This is a genomic window from Ornithinibacillus liuyingii (genome assembly GCF_055550225.1).
This window is the reverse complement of sequence record NZ_JBPWOS010000006.1, coordinates 103,660-124,209: the sequence shown is the minus strand read 5'-3', so window position 1 is coordinate 124,209 and position 20,550 is coordinate 103,660. Positions and strand designations below refer to the sequence as shown.

24 protein-coding genes are annotated in these 20,550 nt (G+C 36.3%); 4 read left to right on the top strand and 20 right to left on the bottom strand.

The window, feature by feature from the left end:
* Positions 1–116: 116 nt before the first annotated feature.
* Genes dnaB through ACSKT4_RS09710 form a run of 4 tightly spaced genes read right to left on the bottom strand, consistent with a single transcriptional unit; the run spans position 117 to position 4,918 of the window.
* Positions 117–1,487: a replicative DNA helicase gene (gene dnaB, locus ACSKT4_RS09725; protein ID WP_186871201.1), complete on the bottom strand. Its 1,371-nt coding sequence runs from the start codon at positions 1,485–1,487 to the stop codon at positions 117–119.
* A 35-nt stretch (positions 1,488–1,522) separates the two neighbouring features.
* Positions 1,523–1,969, bottom strand: coding sequence for a 50S ribosomal protein L9 (rplI, locus tag ACSKT4_RS09720; protein ID WP_465823263.1), 447 nt, complete (start codon positions 1,967–1,969; stop codon positions 1,523–1,525).
* Complete coding sequence (locus ACSKT4_RS09715; protein ID WP_186871203.1) at positions 1,966–3,939, bottom strand: DHH family phosphoesterase; 1,974 nt, start codon at positions 3,937–3,939, stop codon at positions 1,966–1,968. Before ACSKT4_RS09715 ends, rplI begins: the two co-directional genes overlap by 4 nt.
* Positions 3,940–3,985: 46 nt before the next feature.
* Complete coding sequence (locus ACSKT4_RS09710) at positions 3,986–4,918, bottom strand: YybS family protein (RefSeq protein ID WP_186871204.1); 933 nt, start codon at positions 4,916–4,918, stop codon at positions 3,986–3,988.
* A 212-nt stretch (positions 4,919–5,130) separates the two neighbouring features.
* On the opposite strand from ACSKT4_RS09710, the gene ACSKT4_RS09705 reads away from it, so the two are divergent.
* Positions 5,131–5,616, top strand: coding sequence for a hypothetical protein (locus ACSKT4_RS09705; protein WP_186871205.1), 486 nt, complete (start codon positions 5,131–5,133; stop codon positions 5,614–5,616).
* Positions 5,617–5,745: 129 nt separating this feature from the next.
* Here the strand turns inward: ACSKT4_RS09705 and ACSKT4_RS09700 are convergent, their stop codons facing one another.
* Together ACSKT4_RS09700 and ACSKT4_RS09695 are read right to left on the bottom strand one after the other, a co-directional pair.
* The gene (locus ACSKT4_RS09700) at positions 5,746–6,210 is read right to left on the bottom strand and encodes a hypothetical protein (protein ID WP_465823260.1); all 465 of its coding nucleotides are present in this window, start codon (positions 6,208–6,210) and stop codon (positions 5,746–5,748) included.
* A gap of 37 nt (positions 6,211–6,247) precedes the next feature.
* Positions 6,248–7,078: an alpha/beta fold hydrolase gene (locus ACSKT4_RS09695; protein WP_465823258.1), complete on the bottom strand. Its 831-nt coding sequence runs from the start codon at positions 7,076–7,078 to the stop codon at positions 6,248–6,250.
* Between the two features lie 222 nt (positions 7,079–7,300).
* On the opposite strand from ACSKT4_RS09695, the gene ACSKT4_RS09690 reads away from it, so the two are divergent.
* Positions 7,301–7,753 carry a GNAT family N-acetyltransferase gene (locus ACSKT4_RS09690; RefSeq protein WP_465823257.1) on the top strand — a complete coding sequence of 151 codons (453 nt, stop codon included), beginning with the start codon at positions 7,301–7,303 and terminating at the stop codon, positions 7,751–7,753.
* 243 nt (positions 7,754–7,996) lie between these two features.
* Here ACSKT4_RS09690 and ACSKT4_RS09685 read toward each other — a convergent pair whose 3' ends face one another.
* Together ACSKT4_RS09685 and ACSKT4_RS09680 are read right to left on the bottom strand one after the other, a co-directional pair.
* A complete protein-coding gene (locus ACSKT4_RS09685) occupies positions 7,997–8,476 on the bottom strand; it encodes an immunoglobulin-like domain-containing protein (RefSeq protein WP_465823255.1) in 480 nt (159 codons plus the stop codon).
* A 119-nt stretch (positions 8,477–8,595) separates the two neighbouring features.
* Positions 8,596–8,943 carry a hypothetical protein gene (locus ACSKT4_RS09680; protein ID WP_465823254.1) on the bottom strand — a complete coding sequence of 116 codons (348 nt, stop codon included), beginning with the start codon at positions 8,941–8,943 and terminating at the stop codon, positions 8,596–8,598.
* Positions 8,944–9,161: 218 nt separating this feature from the next.
* Between ACSKT4_RS09680 and ACSKT4_RS09675 the strand changes: the two genes are divergently transcribed.
* Entirely contained in the window at positions 9,162–9,989 is an 828-nt protein-coding gene (locus tag ACSKT4_RS09675; RefSeq protein ID WP_465823252.1) for a helix-turn-helix transcriptional regulator, read from the top strand.
* Here the strand turns inward: ACSKT4_RS09675 and ACSKT4_RS09670 are convergent.
* The 8 genes from ACSKT4_RS09670 to ACSKT4_RS09635 all read right to left on the bottom strand — a co-directional run bounded on the left by ACSKT4_RS09670 (position 9,926) and on the right by ACSKT4_RS09635 (position 16,122).
* Positions 9,926–11,173 carry an MFS transporter gene (locus ACSKT4_RS09670; protein WP_465823251.1) on the bottom strand — a complete coding sequence of 416 codons (1,248 nt, stop codon included), beginning with the start codon at positions 11,171–11,173 and terminating at the stop codon, positions 9,926–9,928. The genes ACSKT4_RS09675 and ACSKT4_RS09670 overlap by 64 nt on opposite strands.
* Positions 11,174–11,399: 226 nt before the next feature.
* Positions 11,400–11,843 carry a carboxymuconolactone decarboxylase family protein gene (locus ACSKT4_RS09665; protein ID WP_465823249.1) on the bottom strand — a complete coding sequence of 148 codons (444 nt, stop codon included), beginning with the start codon at positions 11,841–11,843 and terminating at the stop codon, positions 11,400–11,402.
* A 439-nt stretch (positions 11,844–12,282) separates the two neighbouring features.
* Complete coding sequence (rpsR, locus tag ACSKT4_RS09660; protein ID WP_186871211.1) at positions 12,283–12,516, bottom strand: 30S ribosomal protein S18; 234 nt, start codon at positions 12,514–12,516, stop codon at positions 12,283–12,285.
* Positions 12,517–12,565: 49 nt separating this feature from the next.
* Complete coding sequence (gene ssb, locus ACSKT4_RS09655; protein ID WP_186871212.1) at positions 12,566–13,054, bottom strand: single-stranded DNA-binding protein; 489 nt, start codon at positions 13,052–13,054, stop codon at positions 12,566–12,568.
* Between the two features lie 18 nt (positions 13,055–13,072).
* Entirely contained in the window at positions 13,073–13,360 is a 288-nt protein-coding gene (gene rpsF, locus ACSKT4_RS09650; protein ID WP_186871213.1) for a 30S ribosomal protein S6, read from the bottom strand.
* 194 nt (positions 13,361–13,554) lie between these two features.
* On the bottom strand, positions 13,555–14,655 hold the full coding sequence (ychF, locus tag ACSKT4_RS09645) for a redox-regulated ATPase YchF (protein WP_186871214.1): 1,101 nt from the start codon (positions 14,653–14,655) through the stop codon (positions 13,555–13,557).
* 212 nt (positions 14,656–14,867) lie between these two features.
* Positions 14,868–15,065, bottom strand: coding sequence for a DUF951 domain-containing protein (locus tag ACSKT4_RS09640; protein WP_186871215.1), 198 nt, complete (start codon positions 15,063–15,065; stop codon positions 14,868–14,870).
* Positions 15,066–15,105: 40 nt separating this feature from the next.
* Positions 15,106–16,122 carry a YkvI family membrane protein gene (locus tag ACSKT4_RS09635; protein WP_186871216.1) on the bottom strand — a complete coding sequence of 339 codons (1,017 nt, stop codon included), beginning with the start codon at positions 16,120–16,122 and terminating at the stop codon, positions 15,106–15,108.
* Positions 16,123–16,271: 149 nt separating this feature from the next.
* Here ACSKT4_RS09635 and yyaC point away from each other — a divergent pair, with 149 nt between their 5' ends.
* Positions 16,272–16,889: a spore protease YyaC gene (gene yyaC, locus ACSKT4_RS09630; RefSeq protein ID WP_186871217.1), complete on the top strand. Its 618-nt coding sequence runs from the start codon at positions 16,272–16,274 to the stop codon at positions 16,887–16,889.
* 93 nt (positions 16,890–16,982) lie between these two features.
* Here the strand turns inward: yyaC and ACSKT4_RS09625 are convergent, their stop codons facing one another.
* The 4 genes from ACSKT4_RS09625 to noc all read right to left on the bottom strand — a co-directional run bounded on the left by ACSKT4_RS09625 (position 16,983) and on the right by noc (position 20,534).
* On the bottom strand, positions 16,983–17,687 hold the full coding sequence (locus ACSKT4_RS09625; protein ID WP_186871218.1) for a DUF554 domain-containing protein: 705 nt from the start codon (positions 17,685–17,687) through the stop codon (positions 16,983–16,985).
* A gap of 169 nt (positions 17,688–17,856) precedes the next feature.
* The gene (locus tag ACSKT4_RS09620) at positions 17,857–18,693 is read right to left on the bottom strand and encodes a ParB/RepB/Spo0J family partition protein (RefSeq protein ID WP_465823246.1); all 837 of its coding nucleotides are present in this window, start codon (positions 18,691–18,693) and stop codon (positions 17,857–17,859) included.
* Positions 18,674–19,447: a ParA family protein gene (locus tag ACSKT4_RS09615; protein ID WP_186871220.1), complete on the bottom strand. Its 774-nt coding sequence runs from the start codon at positions 19,445–19,447 to the stop codon at positions 18,674–18,676. The genes ACSKT4_RS09620 and ACSKT4_RS09615 overlap by 20 nt, the downstream gene beginning before the upstream one ends.
* Before the next feature lie 229 nt (positions 19,448–19,676).
* On the bottom strand, positions 19,677–20,534 hold the full coding sequence (noc, locus tag ACSKT4_RS09610; protein WP_186871227.1) for a nucleoid occlusion protein: 858 nt from the start codon (positions 20,532–20,534) through the stop codon (positions 19,677–19,679).
* Between the last annotated feature and the right edge of the window lie 16 nt (positions 20,535–20,550).

The following is a 20,550-nucleotide window of genomic DNA, read 5'->3' as shown; positions in this document are numbered from 1 at the left end:
TGGTGGAATATCCGCTTTATTTATAGTCTTGTAAAAATAAACAAAGGGGGAGGGGTATAAACAGAACACGAACGTTATGTTATATAACCACAAAAAAACAGCCTCTCTCAAGGCTGTTAGGCATGAATAGGTTCTGGTGGGATATCACTAGCTTGATAGCGATGATCCAAATCCACGAACTTATTGTATTCTTTTACAAAGGCTAATTCTACTGTTCCAACTGGACCGTTACGTTGTTTAGCCAGAATAATTTCTATAATGTTCTGTTTCTCAGACTCTTTATCATAATAGTCATCACGATATAGGAAGCCAACGATGTCCGCATCCTGCTCAATACTTCCAGACTCCCGGAGGTCAGACATCATCGGGCGCTTGTCCTGACGTTGTTCTACACCACGTGATAGCTGTGATAATGCGATTAATGGAACATTTAATTCACGAGCTAACCCCTTTAGGGAACGTGAGATTTCCGATACCTCTTGTTGACGGTTTTCGCCAGGCTTACCACTACCTTGGATTAACTGAAGATAATCGATTAAAATCATTCCTAATCCATGCTCTTGCTTTAAGCGACGGCATTTGGAACGAATTTCACTTACACGGATACCTGGTGTATCGTCAATGAAGATTCCCGCATTGGATAGGCTCCCCATTGCCATCGTAAGTTTTGTCCAATCATCTGGCTCGAGTGCACCATTACGTAGACGCTGGGCATCGATATTTCCTTCTGCACAGAGAATACGTTGTACGAGCTGGTCTGCACCCATCTCCAAACTAAATATCGCAACATTTTCATCCGTATTTACGGCAACATTTTGCGCAATATTTAAGGCGAATGCCGTTTTACCTACAGATGGTCGGGCTGCCACAATAATTAAGTCATTGCGCTGGAATCCAGATGTCATTTTATCTAAGTCACGGTAGCCTGTCGGGATACCAGTGACGTCTGCTTTATTACGATGAAGCATTTCAATCTTATCGTATACTTCGATTAGTACATCCTTGATTTCCTTAAAGCTACCCGTATTCTTACGACCAGAAACCTCTAGAATACTTTTTTCCGCTTCGTTTAAAACATCCTCTACCTCATCTTCCCGGGCGAATGTTGTGGTGACAATATCCGTTGCCGTTCGAATGAGACGACGAAGAACTGCTTTTTCTTCCACGATTTTAGCATAGTATTCAATGTTTGCTGCAGTCGGTACACTTTCTGCTAACTGCGTTAAATAGGAAACACCACCAGCTTCTTCGATTTGCTTACTATCTGCTAATGACGTCGTAACCGTTACTAAGTCAATTGGTTCTCCTCTATCCGATAGCTTAAGCATCGTTTCAAATATGCGCTGGTGACTTGCTCGGTAGAAATCGCCTGGCAAAAGTAGCTCAGACGCTGTTGAAAATGCCTCTGGTTCAAGAAAGATGGCTCCAAGGACAGCTTGTTCCGCCTCTATATTATGTGGCGGAGTTCGATCGTTCCACTCACTCATGATTTATTCCTCCTTTAACCGTAAGCATCGGCAACTTACTGTTCCACAACATGTACTTTAACCGTCCCCATAACTTCCGGATGAAGTTTAACCGGGACATTGGTATATCCTAAAGCACGAATTGGTTGATCCAGCTCGACCTTCCGTTTATCAATTTTAATCCCATGGTCTTTATTTAAACTATCGGCAATTTGTTTACTTGTAATGGAACCAAATAATCTTCCACCATCACCAGATTTAGCGTTCAATTTAACTTCTAGACTTTCAAGCTTCGTTTTTAATTTCTCCGCTTCATTCTTCTCTTCTTGTTCTAACTGCTTAGATTTTCGCTTTTGAGCTTCCAAAGCCTTTAAATTCCCAGGAGTAGCTTCTTCTGCTAATTTATTTTTTAATAAAAAGTTTCTAGCATAGCCATCTGAAACATTTTTAATTTCGCCTTTTTTACCTTTACCTTTCACATCTTGTAAAAATATTACTCTCATTCTATTTCTCTCCCCTCGTAATACTCATCTAATATAGCTTTTAAAAGTGCTTCTGCAGCTTCAATTGTCATATCCTCTAATTGGGTAGCCGCATTTGTTAAGTGACCTCCACCATTCATTTGCTCCATAATGATTTGAACATTGATTTCCCCTAATGACCGGGCACTGATTCCAACCCTACCATCACTACGCTCTGCAATAACAAATGAAGCAGAAATGCCCGTCATAGTCAGCAATGTATCTGCTGTCTGTGCAATTAGTACCGCCCCGTAGATTTCACCGGGTGCTCCTTTTGTAATCGCAATAGTGTTACGATAAATCTCCGTTCGTTCAATTAGTTTACTCCGTTTCACATATAAATCCAAGTCTTCCTTTAAGAACTGTTGCACCAGAACGGTGTCTGCCCCTTTCGCTCGTAAATAAGAGGCTGCATCAAATGTTCTAGAGCCAGTTCGTAATGTAAAGCTTTTCGTATCTACAATGATACCAGCCAGTAATGCCGTTGCCTCCAGCATCTTAAGCTTCTCGCCCTTTGGCTGATACTCCAGTAATTCCGTCACTAATTCAGCAGTTGATGAAGCATATGGCTCCATATATACCAATGTAGGATTATCTATAAATTCCTCTGCACGACGGTGATGATCAATGACTACTTTGTATTCTGACTTACCTAATAGTCGCTTACTTACTACCATAGAAGGCTTATGGGTGTCGACTACAACAATTAAGCTCCTACTCGTAATAAGGTCCTCTGCCGTTTCTGGGCTCACAAAATGCTGCCATAAATTCGGCTCTGATTTAATTGCCTCGACTAAACGATTGACCCCTGTCGTTACATCATCCGGATCAAATACAATATACCCATCTACTTGATTGGTTTGGGCAATATTCAATATTCCTATCGCAGAACCAATCGAATCCATATCAGGAGCTTGATGCCCCATAATTATGACACGGTCACTTGCTTTGACGAGATCTCGTAGTGCATGGGAAATTACCCTTGCCCTTACACGCGTTCGTTTTTCCATTGGATTGGTTTTTCCACCATAGAAGCGAACTTTTCCAGAATCGTCCTTTATGGCCACCTGGTCTCCCCCACGTCCTAGCGCTAGATCCAAGCTAGACTGGGCGAGCTTCCCTAGCTCTGGTAATGGTGCATTTCCTACACCTACACCAATACTTAAGGTGATCGGGATATCTAATTCATTGTTAAATTCATGCATTTCATCTAATATATCGAATTTCGTTTTCTCTAGCTCTTGTAATATTTCCTTCGTTCCAACAGCTAAGAAACGGTCTTGTGACGTTCTCTTTAAATATAAGCCATTATCCTGTGACCACTGATTTAAAAAGGCTGTTACTTCCGAGTTTAGTTGGCTCTTTATCGTATCATCCATGTTCTGGGTAATTTCGTCATAGTTATCAAGAAAAATAATAAATAATACCGTTTGTTCATTTTGGTATAAGGTTTCCAGTTCTGCTTGTTCTGTACGATCAAATAAATAAATTAATCGCTCTTCCCTACGGATTATCCCTTGAAACTCAAAATCCTCTAAGCGGATACGAACTTCTTCATTATTCTCTTTTATCATCGGAATAAGTTCCTCTGAAATAACATTTAAAGACTGACCAACAATCGTATCCTCTTCCGTAAACTGGTTCATATATTGGTTCGTCCATTCCACGGTATAATCTTCACTAAATAAGATAATCCCTATCGGCATCTCTAATAACGCTTCTTCTCCTACCTTTTTAACACGATAGGATAACGTGGCAATATATTGCTCCGCTTCATCGGATCGTTTTCTTTCTCGTTGAATCGTATAATAAAACGACAGCATTAAAAGCACGGTCATGATAATCCCGAGTATCCATTCATAATACCATATGACTCCAAGTAAGATGACAGATACAGCATAAATCAGCCATAAATGCTTGCTTAACGTTGGTCGTTTCAACTTATCTGACATTGAACATTCAGCTCCTATAAATGAGCGCTAATATAATTATTAACTTCTATTTTACCATACGATCTCTTAGTCCAAACCCTAAATCAATTATACCCAAGATTCGTACCAAAGGAAGAAGTAATGGTGCAAATATCAACGTTACAACTACCAGCACAATTGGGATGGCAATCGATATATTTTTATGATGGGAAACAAAGAAAATAAAGGAAAGTCCTTGTAACGCCATAAACAACCCAGTAAGCATCATAACATTCTGTAAGGCAACAACCAGTGTTCCATCTTGCTCACCTTGGATAAATATCAAAATCATTGCTAATAGGTAAATCCAAAGTATTGCTGTTGGAAAGCGCAGATTTCTAAACTTCGGAAAGCGTAGTCGCTGTTTTTCCAATCGATTTAGGATTTTATAGCTAACCCACTGATTTAATAGTGCCAGTAAAAGAGAAGCAAGCACAACAAATACAGGTACAAGTTGTTTATACAAATTCAACTGCTGCTCCATGACAGTAAACTCTGCCTCTGCTTCCATCCCAAGCTGATTGGCCATATCTTTACTTAATTCTAATACCTCATCTGCTTGTTGGGAAAATTCCTCTATTACATTTATATTTAATACGGAAAGCAAAAACACAAAGGTCAAGAGTAGGCCTACAGCAAATCCAATCGTTCCCCTAGCCCATGTTTCATATGGAGATAATTCACGATGAATCGCTGTTCCAATCATGACACCACCAATTCCCGCAACGGTCGGTATAGGTAACACGATAATAGAAGCGAACAGTATCGATAATATGGTCGCAACCCCTAACATAATCAAGGAAGGCTTCCAATCATATTTAGCGGCAAAAATAATAAATGGAACAGCTAGTAATAGCATCGTAATTACTGATAATACCGGAATAAAAATAGATACTAATAATAATACGATATATATTGCTGTGAGTAGTGCTCCATCTCTTAATTGTCTTGATTTATTCATCCAATATGCACCTCATGCTTTAAAAAAAGTTTATTATAATATGATAACATGTTTAATTGTGTAAATGGTAATAGAACTGAGTATCTTTAAGCGATTGCTTTTATAATGAGGGCATAGGTGAAGTAGAAGAAGAAATTTCGGTAATTGTTCAAGCTTTATATGACAACTTCCATTATAATATAAAGGAAACCATATTTAAAGGATTGAAAATAATGCTTTTATGGAAAACATTTCTATTAAGTATCAAGCTCCCAGCAAAACAGGTTGTCTTTCATTTAAACCGAATTCCGATGGATATAACGGTTTTCTATATGTTTATTTTGCTGTTTATTGTTTCTATTCCTTCTTTAATTGATCAGCTAACTAGATCTACCGGGATAGGCTCTGATATGAATGTCATCTTTAAACTCATTTACTTCTTTATTTTTTACTATTTGCCGTTAACGATTATGGTATTTCTATTTATTACCTTCCTTGGCTATCTCTTTACATGGGTTGCGAAGCTTATGCATCGTAAGCTAAAGCTACAAATTTTATGGAAGATGATTGCGTATACGACAACAATCCCGTTTATACTTTATACGGTAGTGGCCCTAATTTATCCAATTGAAGATACATATTTATTGTTATCTTTAGTTTGGACTTTCTTACTTTTGTTTAACATTATTAAGGTTTATCCGAAGAGAATGAAGTCTTAAATAAAAGGCACAAATAATGGATTCTTACTTGTTATAAATCATTCATTTTTAATGAAGATACTATATCTCCAAGAAACATAAGAAAATGAGAGAATTCCTGAATTCCTAATTCTCTCATTTTATCTATTGTTATGGTATAAAGCCTCCAAATATAGCATTTAATTCATCAGGGTCTTCCTGATTTTCATTCCAAATTCCTTCTATTTTCCATGTTTCGTCAACCTTCTCTAAATGCAAATAGATAGTGCGTGTATTTTTTATACCATTCTCTACCAAATGTAAAAGCACCTTTGAACTAGCAAATGGTTCATTTTTTATTACATCTATTGATTCAACAGAATAACTCGTGATATACGTATTTGATTTCCTAGCTTCCTCAACACGATCTAACCATACGTCAAATGCCTCTTCAGCTAATAACACATTAGGCTCATCCGTATAAAACTTAACCACTTCAAATGATTCTTTATAATCTTCGTTTATTATGTTTGTAAAATAGTCATCTATAGTTTTATCAACAGCGTCTGACTCGTAATTCTCACAGCCCACCAAAAACACTAGCACAATAAATAAGATTAACTTTATTTTGGACAAATTAATTCCTCCATAATCCTTTTAATCCATAACTTAATTAAGTTGTTCTCAAAAATCGCTTAAATTCCTCTTCTTCCTCAACGAATGGAAAATGGTTACTGTAGTTGAACGTTTTTAATAATGCATTGGACATCAATTCCGCTACCTCCACTGCAAATTCGTAGGGACATTGAGCATCGTATTTGCCACCATATATGTAAGCCTTTAATGTAACGTTCGGTAATTGTGGGCGCAAATCATAAGTGGGTAATTCCTCATACGAAAAATAATCTAAACGTTTCGAGACGGTTTTTCCACTATTAGGTCGGCTAATCATTTTTTCATAACTTGCCTCAGAATATAAAGACATCAACGACCATTCTTTACTACCAGCTCTTCGTTCCTCTTTTGTTGAATTTGGGTTTCGAAGTATTGCGATTATTTCTCTAATACGCTTATTATTAGGGTTATCAGTGCAATAAATGCTATCAGGATGTCGCATATACTCAGAGGAAGCACAAAGTCCTCCCGCTACAATATGTACTAAACTATTTGGGTAATGGATAGCATACTTTAATGCAAGCATTCCACCTGTAGAATGACCTGCAAAAATCCACTTGTCGAATTCTAAAGCCTCTCGAATAGCTTCTAAATCCTCAACACTATCTATCAAACTATAATTGTAAAGAGATATATCATCCGTTGAATTTCCACAGCCTCTTAAATTCACTAAATACACGGAATAATTTTCCGTAAATAGATTGGCAAATAGATTCCCCCTCGAATCATACTCACTATACAAATGAGTAATACATATTGGTTGTCCATTTCCACTTTGGAAAACTTCAAAAGTTCCTCTCGCTGTTTCAATTAAACGTTGCTCCCACATCTTAGTATATCCCCTTCTATCATTCCCATTTCTCTAAATCTAAGCAATACAACTATTTATATTTTATGTGAATTTTTATAAAAGTGTTAATATTAATATATACAATCCCTATTTTAGCATAAAATAAAAGGAGAAGAACTGGAAGGGGATAGGAATATGATTGAGACTATTATTTCGCTAAATATTACTGAGGTGATATAACTTTTAAAAAGGAGATAAATGATGGAATTACTAACAGCAAGACTAAAATTAATTCCTTGTACAGAGGAGTCAATATCCATAATAAGCACGTCAGAAGAATATGAAGTGGGTCAACATATAAATATGTACTTAGGAGAACTAAGAGAAGATCCTACTCTATTGGGTTGGGGTGTATGGTTTGTGATAGATCAAGAAAATAACAACATTATTGGTGATATTGGTTTTAAGGGAAAACCTAACTCAGCAAACACTGTTGAAGTTGGATATGGAATTGTACCTTCCGCACAAGGGAAAGGCTATGCAACTGAAGCTGTTCAAAAACTTGTAGAGTGGGCTTTTTCAGATAAAAACGTAACGAAGATAGTTGCTGAATGTCTTGATGATAACGCCCCTTCAATAAGAGTGCTAGAAAAGTTACAGATGAAGCGAATTGGCTTAGAAAATAATATGTTAAAATGGCTATTGGAAAAGTAATCTTCATTAGTGCGGATACAGGAGAGACGTGCAAATAACAGCACGTCTTTTAATTTGTAAAATTAATGTTCGTTTAAATTAACTTGCTCAGATAGTTCAATACCTCTACCTCAATTCTAATGCAATTTTCCAATCGTTGTACTCCCATATAGTAATATCTTAAATTTGATCGCTCTGTTAAGTAAAGCAATCTTTACTTAAAGTAGAATCTTTCACAATCTACGTTTTATAAAATTATATTAACTAATTAATAGTAAACTCCGCAAACAGATTATGCTCATCATAGTCTCCTGGCTCTCTAACATCCAGTATTCTCTTCACTATACGGTATTCTCCACTATCCAGATTTCCATAGAGCCACTCCCAATCGACTGTCCAATCACTAACATTTGATGAATTTAACTCATATCCAGGATCACCAAAGCCATAGGAAGCTCCTGGGATAAAGGGGACTTGATACCATTTTCCCTCTATCTTCTTTTCCACCAAAAAATCTTCGCTATATATACACCTTTTGTCGGATTTATTCTCAAACATTACGGTTAATCCAGTTGAAGATACCGTTCCCTCCTTTACAATCATGGTTACTCCATCCAAGCTATTGACACTTTCATATTCAGTGGGTTCCCAATCTTCTGTTTCGTCAACTTGGTCTGAATCACACGCAGACAAAAGTGTAATACATATAGCTAAAAATAGTAGTGAACACAAAAATCCCTTCATGTAATCACCCCTCTATTTTAGACTTAAGATTCCTTTAAATGGCTTCACAAATCAACTTATTAAACTAAATACACCAGTTTGCTTAAGTACAAAAAAACTTATACAAATAATTCAACTTTCTAATATTCATATTTAAACGGAAAGTTTGCTATCAGCTCATGGAATTTATTTTGCCATTTTAAAAAATCTGAAATAGGTAGTTTGCCCCAAAACTGTAACCCTGAAGGTTCAAATGAAACTGTAATAAAATGGTTATCTCCCTTTTCCTCATCACCGAACCAACTAGGAAAATTTGTTTTCTTTCCTAAATAACACGGTAAACTTTCGTAAACCTTTTCTAATGCCTCATAAGTTTCATTACTAAATTTAGATTCATCAACCATATATACCCTTTCAAAATCGACAATTCCATTTTCTACAGTATATCTATTATTATAATAATGTTCATCTTCTATCATTTTCCCCATAAAATACTGCCACCTCTTTACTTTTAATAAGAATTGGTGATGCCTTCTTGACTATCCACCAGCTAGCTTTAGTAAAATTATTAACAAGCATCATATTGTTTTATGATGCCTGCACCGTATAATACAACTCACAATTGAACTCCACTACTAATGCTTGCTTCATTAAATTCCCTCCTCCATTATGATACAATTTTTATAATAACTAGGAAGGTGATTCGGTGAGCTCAACAAAACTATTACTAGAAAACAAGAATGGCGTTTTATTATATAAGAGAGATTTCAGCCAAGAGAGCAACTGGCGTTCAGACGATTGTTATAAGTTTATTTACTCCCTAAAAGGAGATATAGATTACCAAACGAACAGAAATCAGCTTACCCTTAATAGTCAACAATTTATTTTATTCAACCCCCTAGCTGAACATAAACAATTAGCAATAGATGACAAGAAATTTTTAATTGAATTAAACCCTTCTTTTCTTAGTGAAGTTTCTCAAGATCTTTACCCTGTACACCATGATATCCAGTTTGCTTTACATATCCAGAAAAACCCTCAAATTTCAAATTGGGTCAGGTTCGTATTAGATTTTGCACAACTTGAAAAAGATGACACAAGATCAATGGAGATATTTTTGGAACACAGCTTCACCCAATTGGCTTTACTGTTATTGAAAAGTACGGTTGGTACCCATTCACAAGATATAAATTTAAATACCTATAAAACATTAGATCCACAAATATACAAAACAATACTAGCTTTAAAAGAAGATTATCAGCATTCTTGGACCTTAGATGAGATGGCAAAAGTAGCGGGTTTAAGTAAATTTCAATTTGCCCATTACTTTAAAGACACCTTAGGGATTTCCCCTTACTCTTGGTTACAAACTTACCGAGTCGTCAGAAGTCAGGAAATGCTAAAAAAAACAAATAACACGGTATTAAAAATTGCCATGGACTGTGGTTTTTCATCTGTTACTGTTTACAATCAATTATTTAAGCGGTTATATGGTATTACTCCTGGTGTCTTTCGAGAAATGATTAATAAGTAAACAACTGAACAAATAACCATCATAATGCCACATATTATAAACAAGATTCTTGTAGACAAGAATGAAGAGATGAATCCAAATACACCTAGAGATACAGCATTTGATACATATAGAAGAAATGCATTAAAACTAAAGCCCCTACCTAGTTTTTCTGAGGGAAGATATTTCTGTAACAAATATACTCGTGATAAGCCAGATATAGGTAAGCCTATTGCTGCAACTAATATTCCTATAAAATAAATTGGCAAAGTATACGCAAATCCTAATAAGAGAATGCCTATACCCCAAATCAGTGAACCAAATAAATAAATTTTCAAACTTAACTTTTTCCAAATTAATGGGATAAGCAGGTTTACTGCAATTACAGCAGCACCATACCACCCTAAAAGTAGGCTATATAATTTCTCCCCATTTGGGGTTGTTTCTACTAGTTGTAATAATAAACCGACTTGCCAAACCCAAGTATTTAAAAACACAATGATTACTGTAACTAAAAATAAGGTTCTAATTGTCGTTTGCTTTTTCACCCAAATAGAAAAGTCCTTTATTGAGGTAACTATACCACTTATTTTCCTTTGATTTGAACTTTCACTTGTTGTATTTATTTCTGTAAATTGGATTTTATAAATAAGAATCGCACTTATAAGATATGTTAGTGCATCGAAGGTAAAAAAATGAATCACGTTAATTGTATTCATTAAACCTATACTAACAATAGGTCCTAATACCGTAATGCCCCTTGTAACGGTGTCAAGCAAACTATTAACAGAGGATCTTTCCTCTTCCTTTGTAATAATGGGTAGTATAGCCCTATGGGCAGGATTAAAAAAACAACCCAGGCACTGAATAAGAAAGCTCACTACTATTAAATGCCAATAGTTAAGCAATGCTAATTGGTGAAATAGCACTAGTGATAATAGTAGAGGTACTCTTATAAGGTCGATTATTATTAATATCCTTTTTTTATCTACCCAATCAGCAATCGCTCCCCCAATTAATCCAAATAAAAGATACGGTACTACTTGTGAAATCGCAACACCAGTTGTATGTAAACTTGATTCTGTCATCTGATACGCTATAAATAGGAAGGCTAAACCAGATATAACATTCCCAAAACTAGAAGTCCCGGCTCCTAACAAGTAAAATAATACATTTCTATTATTTCTTAAAACGTTTAAATACATATTACATCACCTCATATTGAGTGTACTTATCAATTGAGGTGATTACTTTACTAATATTGCTAGCTTTTCTCGCAAGATGATGATGTACTTAACGGTGTTTAGATTTCATAAAAACTGAGCTATTCACAAGTAGAAATAAACATAAATAAAAAAGCATCCAAACTGGTTCATTGGATGCTCTTTGCCTACATGAAAGACAACACTATACGACTTCGGTGGGGATCATTTATTCGTCAGTTGCTGTATTTCCCATTGAAATAGAAATTCTATTCCAACTGTTAATTTGATTAATTATTAGAACAAGGTCAACATACTGTTTCTCGTCATAATGTTCACGCACTCTTTGATAAAGCTCATCTGGAACACGTTTTGTCGGAATCAATGTCACATGCTCTGTCAGCTCTAGAGCTACTTTTTCTGCTTCTGTATAGAATTCACACTCCTGCCAAGCACTAATGCAGTATATTCTTTGTTCTGTTTCACCCATCTTTCGAGCATCTGCTGTATGCATATTCAAGCAATATGCACAGCCGTTTATTTGAGAAGCCCGTATTTTAATAAGTTCACGAAGTTTACGGTCTATACCTGTGGTTTTCGTATACTTTTCCATTTCCATTATTATTTTAAGTGCTTCTGGTGCTACATGGTAATAATCAATTCGTTGTCCCAATCTCATTCCCTCCCCATTATTTGTCCAATAAATTGTATTTTAGATTCTAATTAAAGACTAAAGTAATCGACCATTAACATTGTTTATCCGTCTACCTGTTAGCTTCATAACTTCTATCTAAATATTACCACAATATCCCAATATATTTTAGAATTTTAAACCATACTGCGACACCATTTTCATTACCTTGTTTCACTTTTGCACCCGATTCTTGAATAACTCTCAGTTATCAATCAATGTCTTTTAATAAAGTTGAGCATTTTATCAAAAGCATCTAAGACTGATTTTGAATTAAAATTAGGAGAGCATGGGTCGCTAAATCCATGTTCTCCATTAAATGTATGTATTTCAGTAAGCTTTTATCCAGTTTTGAAAATTAATTCATTCACAATAAAAAAAGGCACTACAAGTATATCCTTGCAGTGCCTTTGAATCATGCTTATTCTGCTACGTAAGGCAATAAAGCCATTTGACGAGCGCGTTTAATTGCAATTGTAAGTTTACGTTGATATTTTGCAGAAGTTCCAGTTACACGACGAGGAAGAATTTTTCCACGTTCAGAAATGAAACGTTTTAGAAGATCAACGTCTTTGTAATCGATGTGTGTAATACCGTTAGCTGTGAAATAACACACTTTACGGCGTTTACCACCACGTCCACGACGAGCTGCCATGCGAAACCCTCCCTTTTAGTTACATTTGATTTTATTTAAACGAATTATATTAGAATGGTAAATCATCATCAGAAATATCAATTGGCTCTCCATTATCTTTAAATGGATCATCCTCAAATTGATTTTGATTCTGATTTTGGTTTCTATTTTGGTTCTGATTTTGTTGGAATCCTGGTGAATAAGAGTCTTGTCCTCCACGTCCTTGCCCTTGGGAAGAACCTTTGGATTCTAAGAACTGTACACTATCAGCCACAACCTCTGTGATATATACCATTTTTCCATCCTGACCTTCAAAAGAACGCGTTTGGATTCTTCCATCCACACCAATTAAGCTACCTTTTTTCATATAGTTAGCTAATGTTTCTGCAGGTCTTCTCCAAATGACACAGTTAATGAAATCGGCTTCTCTATTTCCTTGTTGGTTAGAAAAAGGACGATTTACAGCTACTGTAAAATTGGCAACCGCAACTCCATTTGGTGTATAACGTAAATCAGGATCCTTCGTTAACCTGCCGACAAGTACGACACGATTTAACATCAGAACCACTCCTTATTATTATTCATCTATACGAACTGCAATGTGACGAATAATGTCTTCAGAAAACTTAGCTAAACGATCAAATTCATTAACTGATTTTTCATCGCCAGCGAAGTTAATTAAAACATAGTATCCATCACGGTAATCGTTGATTTCATATGCAAGGCGTTTTTTGCCTTTTTCTTCAACTTTTTCAATCTCCGCGCCATTATCAGTTAAGATACCATTGAAACGCTCGATTAAAGCTTTTTGCGCTTCCTCTTCCATGTCTGGGCGGATGATGTACATGATTTCATATTTTCTCATCCGTTACACCTCCTTTTGGTCTTAGCGGCCCTTATTTCTTGAAAGTAGACTTTCGCAATAAGAGCAAGGAGTAATCTTAAAATTCATTACTCACAATAGTGTATTATACCAAACCTCATATGAAATAACAAGTCTTCGATAGAATCCTTTTTACGTTATATTTCCCTTTGACCTAGTCCGTGTAAATAAACTTTTTATACATTAAATCGGAAGTGGATAACATCGCCATCTTTTACGATGTATTCTTTTCCTTCTAGGCGTACTTTTCCTTTTTCACGTGCAACAGTCATAGATCCTGCTTCAACTAAATCATCGTATGATACCGTTTCTGCTCGGATAAATCCTCGCTCAAAGTCCGAATGAATAATCCCTGCAGCTTGTGGTGCTTTCATCCCTTTACGGAACGTCCAAGCACGCACTTCTTGCTCTCCAGCTGTAAAGTATGTCGCAAGTCCTAATAGGCTGTAAGAGGCTTTAATTAGCTTATCTAGCCCTGATTCTGTAATACCTAATTCATCTAGGAACATTTCTTTCTCTTCTTGATCTAGTTCCGAAATTTCCTCTTCAATTCGAGCACAAATAACAATTACTTCTGCACCTTCATTGCTTGCATATTCCTTCACTTTTTGTACGTTAGGATTCGATTCTGGATCTGCCACTTCATCTTCCCCAACATTGGCTACATAGAGCATTGGCTTACTAGTTAGTAAATGAAGCCCTTTTACGATTTTTAGCTGCTCTTCTGTAAACTCAATTGCGCGAGCTGGCTTTTCTTCTTCCAGACCTGTTTTTAACTTAGATAGCACTTCAAATTCTACTAGTGCATCCTTATCCTTTTGTTTTGCTAGCTTTTCGACACGTTGATAACGTTTATTCACTGTCTCTAAGTCTGCTAGAATAAGCTCCAAATTAATGATCTCAATATCATCAATCGGATCCACTTTACCTGATACATGGGTAATATTCTCGTCCACGAAGCAACGAACAACCTGGCATATTGCATCTACTTGGCGGATGTGTGAAAGGAATTGGTTTCCTAGCCCCTCCCCTTTACTTGCACCTTTAACAATTCCGGCAATATCGGTAAATTCAAATGTTGTTGGGACGGTTTTCTTCGGATTTACTAATTCAGTTAATTTATTTAAGCGCTCATCAGGTACTTCCACCATGCCTACATTGGGATCGATGGTCGCAAACGGATAGTTTGCAGCTTCTGCTCCTGCTTGGGTAATTGCATTAAATAATGTAGACTTTCCTACGTTTGGAAGTCCGACGATTCCTGCTGTTAAAGCCATTTCATTCCACTCCTTAAGGATTCCATTCATATAGAACGCGTTCAATAGTTCAATTATAGATTTACGTATAAAAAAAGACAAGCCAGTAAAACGCAAAAATAGGCTTCGTGCTGAAGCCTATTTTTGCGTTCTTACCCTATTATTAATGCTTTTCTCTATCTATCTATGAAATAATTTACCATTTTTTTGGAATTTCGTCCATAAAAAAAGCTTTAATTTGCTGCCTTTTCCAATACTTTTTTTAGCTTCTTGGCAAACTCTTTTCGTGGAATCATAACACTATGTTCACAACCCATACACTTAATTCGAATATCCATTCCCATTCGAATTATTTTCCAACGATTCTCCCCGCATGGGTGGGGTTTTTTCATTTGTACAACATCATGTAATTGAAAATCCTTATCCACCATTTGTACTGCCCCTTATATTAAATATTATTTGAAATATCGATTATTTGTCTCTTTTTACCCATAACGGATACAGCAATAACCTAGTTAAGACATATAAGTTAAGCAAACCGTACAGTGGGTATAAAATGCTGATTAACGTAGAAAATCCTAGTGTTGTTAATGGTATCATTGTAGCTAATATTACTAAAACAAGCAACCAAAATGGCAATTTAAAATAGCCTGTTAACCTAGTTGTTAACCCTAACACACCCGATGCTGCTGTCGTAAATATCGCAAACCATAATAGGATAGTCATAAATAGGACCATATAAAATGGATAATTACTTAATATCGCAAAAAGTGGAATTTCATATAACAGAATTTGTTCGGAGATTTGAATGAGACTATTGTTATAGATATAAGTAATGACCCCAAGAATTGCTCCACTTCCAAGGCTTGCTATCCATATCTCCTTTTTGGAGGTCATCTTATTCCCTACCGCCCCAAGCACCGCAATCAATGGCAATACATTTAAAGCCGTAAACGGAAATGCTGCTGTCCAGTTAAATTGCTCATGCCAATGAGAGAATAAATGTAACCTCTGATCAAAGGTGAAGGTAAATAATACATACAATAGTCCAAGTATTAACACTGGTAGAATGACTTGATTAAAAGATAACAGTCCACTTATATCCCTAAAAAAAAGTAAAACAAGCATGACCACAATAAATACGATTCCAACCCAGTAAGGAAGATTAAATGCCTGTCCAGCTGCACCACTCCCAGACATCATCACAACCGTTGTTGTATAGAGATACAGAAATATCATCACGTCATAGATAGGTGATATCTTATCCCCCACTATCACTTGTAATACCGGTCGATACTCTGTTGACTGCTTATGATAGCTAATCGACATGATAACATAACACGAAACGGAGAAAAAGATAACAAACAACACAATAGCTAGTCCACTTCCATGGCCAAAAAACTCCCATAGCTCCCTTCCTGATGCATACCCTGCTCCGATGGTTGTCCCAATAATAAGGAACATCCATTTAAATCCTGATTTCCACATTGCTTCTCCCCCAATTACATTCCTATGAATTAACTACATGTACTAACATACAACCGTCCCGTAACACACAGAATTTTATACGGTTACACATGTATAAAATAAAAATCTAATCCGTATACTAATAACAATATGTATGCGGAGGAGAACCTATGAATCTAAAGAGTCGTTTATCACAAAAAAACGAAGCAATAAGGATGTTACATACTGACCCAACCCTTATGGACGCCGTACCTGAGCGAATTGTATCCTGGTTTCCTAAAATACCAAAGGAATATATTGTTGTTTGTGTCGGTACCGATCGTTCTACAGGTGATGCGTTAGGCCCTTTAACCGGTACCTATTTGATGGATAAAAAACTGAAGCATATGACTGTATATGGAACATTGCATGACCCAGTCCACGCGACAAATTTAGAGGATTATATAACCTTAATTCATAATCAGCATAAGCATCCATTTATTATTGCTGTGGACGCTTGTTTAGGAAAGACAAGTTCTGTCGGACAAATCATTGCCTGTGAAGGCGCATTAAAGCCAGGAGCAGCATTAAACAAACCTCTTCCGCCGATTGGTGATGTGCATATTACTGGAGTAGTTAATATTAGCGGTTTTATGGAATACTCTGTGTTACAGAACACAAGACTATCCATTGTCGTCGAGATGGCTAAAAAAATCGCAAATGTCATAGATACCATAGACCAACAACTAACCTCCAGCTATGTTACACCGGCAGTATTAATGCAACAGCAAAAAAAGAAACCAATTTAATTATCCTATTAAAAAAATCCTACCACTCCACATTGTGATAGGATTTTTTATCCTTGACCATATATTTTCTGCTTACACGTAAAATAGAACATATTAAAACAATTGATAGATATAATAGATTACCCCTACTGTTATAATAGAAGGTAATAGATTCCCTACCCTAATTTGAACAACCTTTAACATATTTAATCCTATTGCGACAATTAGCAAACCACCAACTGCTGTTAACTCCACAATTAGCCCGTTCAAAAAGTAGTCTGGAACCCATCGTTCAATCTGGGTAGCCAATAATGCAATAGCCCCCTGATATACCACGACTGGAACGACTGATAGTACAACACCTATACCTAGTGTACTCGTTAATACAAGGGCTACAAAGCCATCGAGGATGCCTTTCGTTATTAACACTTCATGATCGCCTCGAATCCCACTATCCAAGGCACCTATAATCGCCATCGCACCAACTATAAAGATTAATGAAGCCGTAACAAATCCTTGAGAAACAGAATTCTTATCCGACTTGGTTCTAAATTTACTTCCTATCCAATTTCCAAACTGATTCAGTTTATCCTCTACCCTTAGAAGCTCACCAATAATAGCGCCAGACAGCAAGCTCAATAGCACGACAATAATATCCTCGGTCGAAAACGCCATTTGCAGTCCAATTAATATGACTGCTAAGCCAATCCCATGCATCACGGTTTCCTTAAAACGCTCTGGGATTTTGGTAAATACTAACCCTAATAAACTACCAATAACAATTAATGCTCCATTTACTAATGTACCAAATAACGCCATTCTATGTACCCTCTCTCCTGCTGGAACTCTTCTAAACTAAACTTTTCTAATGATGTTTCACGTGAAACAATTTCATAAGACCTTTATCATACTATGTCATTTATTCGTTTGTCTCATATAGAAAAAGGACTGGAGGTGTATGACCTCCTAGTCCTTTGAAAGGTATATCCTACCCTTCCAACACTTCGATGATTCTATCTAAATCATCATCCGTATAAAATTCAATTTCAATCTTTCCTTTACGTTTTCCACGTTGGATATTTACTGCAGTTCCAAGCCTATCACGAAGGACAGATTCTCTTTCTTGAATAAAGATATCCTTTTTCGGTTTTACTTTTTTCTTAACTGGCTTTTCATTTAAGGCAATGATTAGTTTTTCAACTTGTCTAACGTTTAGTTTTTCACTACGGATTTTATTAACGATTGGGATTAGCCTTTCTTTATCCTTTAACCCAAGTAATGCACGCCCATGACCCATTGATAATTCACCATTATTTATATATGCAATTACTTGATCAGGCAACCCAAGTAGTCTAACCAAATTCGCAATATGGGAGCGACTTTTACCGAGTCGTTTTGCTAGCTCTTCTTGTGTAATGTTTAACTCTTTCATTAAATTAGCATACGCTTGTCCTTCCTCGATTGGAGATAAATCTTCACGCTGAAGGTTTTCTAGTAATGCTAATTCCATCATCTTTTCATCGGTTAATTCTTTAACAACTGCAGGGATTTCGGTTAATCCAGCTTCTTTAGCAGCACGGAAGCGTCTCTCCCCTACAACGATTTCGTAGCCTTTAATGCTTTTGCGAACAATTAAAGGTTGAATAATGCCATATTCTAAGATCGATTCCTTTAATTCTTCAATTGAATCCGAATGAAAAGTCTTTCTTGGCTGATAAGGATTTGGTCTACACTCCTTTATCGGCAAATGCTGAACAACATCATCCGCTTTTTCCTCTATTTCTGGGAAAAATGCATCTAATCCTCTACCCAACCCTCGTGCCATTAGCCACCACTTCCTTCGCTAATTCAAGATAAACTTCTGCACCTTTCGATTTTGGATCGTACGTAATAATTGGTTGGCCATGACTTGGTGCCTCGCCTAACCGCACATTTCTTGGAATGATAGAATTATAGACTTTGTCTTGGAAGTATTTTTTCACTTCTTCAATTACTTGAATACCTAAATTAGTTCTCGCATCAAGCATGGTTAGAAGTACTCCTTCTATCATTAGCTCTTTATTTAAATGTTTTTGCACTAAACGAATCGTGTTTAACAATTGGCTTAATCCTTCTAATGCGTAATATTCGCATTGAACTGGAATTAGTACGGAATCCGATGAAGTTAACGCGTTCAATGTTAATAGCCCAAGTGATGGAGGACAATCGATAATAATATAATCGTATTCATCCTTTACCTCTTCTAACGCTTTTTTTAATCTTATTTCACGCGAAATCGTTGGTACTAATTCTATTTCTGCTCCCGCAAGCTGAATTGTCGCAGGAATTATATCGAGATTTTCAACATTAGTTGGTACACAAACTTCACGGGCTGGTAGGTCTTCTACTAGCACGTTATATACACATTTATCCATGTCAGCTTTATTAACTCCAACCCCACTGGTTGCATTACCTTGTGGATCTATGTCTACTAACAACACTTTGTTTCCTAAGTGAGCTAAGCAGGCACTTAGATTAACTGATGAAGTTGTTTTTCCAACGCCACCCTTTTGGTTAGCGACAGACATAATCTTCCCCATTTTTCCACCTACCTAAAACAATATACTTTTTATTTTATCACTTTTTTGGAGTTAAAAACTATTAAATTTATATTTTTTGTGGAAATGAGTGATTTAAGCCTATTCTACTAGTGTTTTTACTAGAAGAACAGGCTAGTTTCTTCCAGTAAAAGGAATGACATCCGCTCACTTCCTCCAAATCCTCCCAGCAAACCATAAAAATCCCCATCTTAGTAGATGGGGGAAGTGATTATTTCTTTTTTGGTATTTTAATTGTAATTTGATAATAATCATCTAAGTCTTGCTCGTCAGATTCTATGTCGATTCCGGTATCAGACACCATATTTAACGATTGTCTAATCGTATTCATGGCGATTCGGATATCTTTGTTGACACCTTTTAATTTTGGTTTTCTTTTCTTTGGTTTTTCTTTTGCATTATTAATCGTATCAATTCGTTCTTCTGTTTGTTTTACATTTAAGTCATGTTCTATGATATCTTGTAATAATCTTAGCTGAAGCGTTTCGTCTTTTAATTTTATCAGTGCTCTTGCATGTCGCTCTGTAATAAGTTTTTGTAATAACGCTTCTTGTACTGGCTCTGGTAGCTTAAGAAGGCGAAGTTTGTTCGCAATGGTTGATTGGTTTTTCCCTAGTCGCTGTGCTAACGCCTCTTGTGTCAGCTCTTGAAGCTCTAGTAGCTTCGCATAGGCCATTGCTTCCTCAATTACGGTTAGTTCCTCACGTTGTAAGTTTTCAATCAGTGCTACGGACGCAGTTTGCGTATCATTCATATCGCGAATAATAGCAGACACATTGTCCCAGCCTAGTAATTGAACGGCTCTCCAACGACGTTCTCCGGCAATAATCTCATAGCTGTCAGTATCTATTTTTCGAACAACAATAGGTTGGATGATTCCGTGCGTATTAATCGTCTTTGCTAGCTCTTCTATCTTTTCTTCATTGAATACGGATCTTGGTTGATACCTATTTGGTTGAATCTGTTTAACTGGAAGCTGTATGACTTCATCTGGATGATAGTTCTCTTCCTCAACTACTTCATTTTCCTTTTCACCAATACCAAATATGCGGTTAAATGGACTTACCATCATCAGACACCACCTT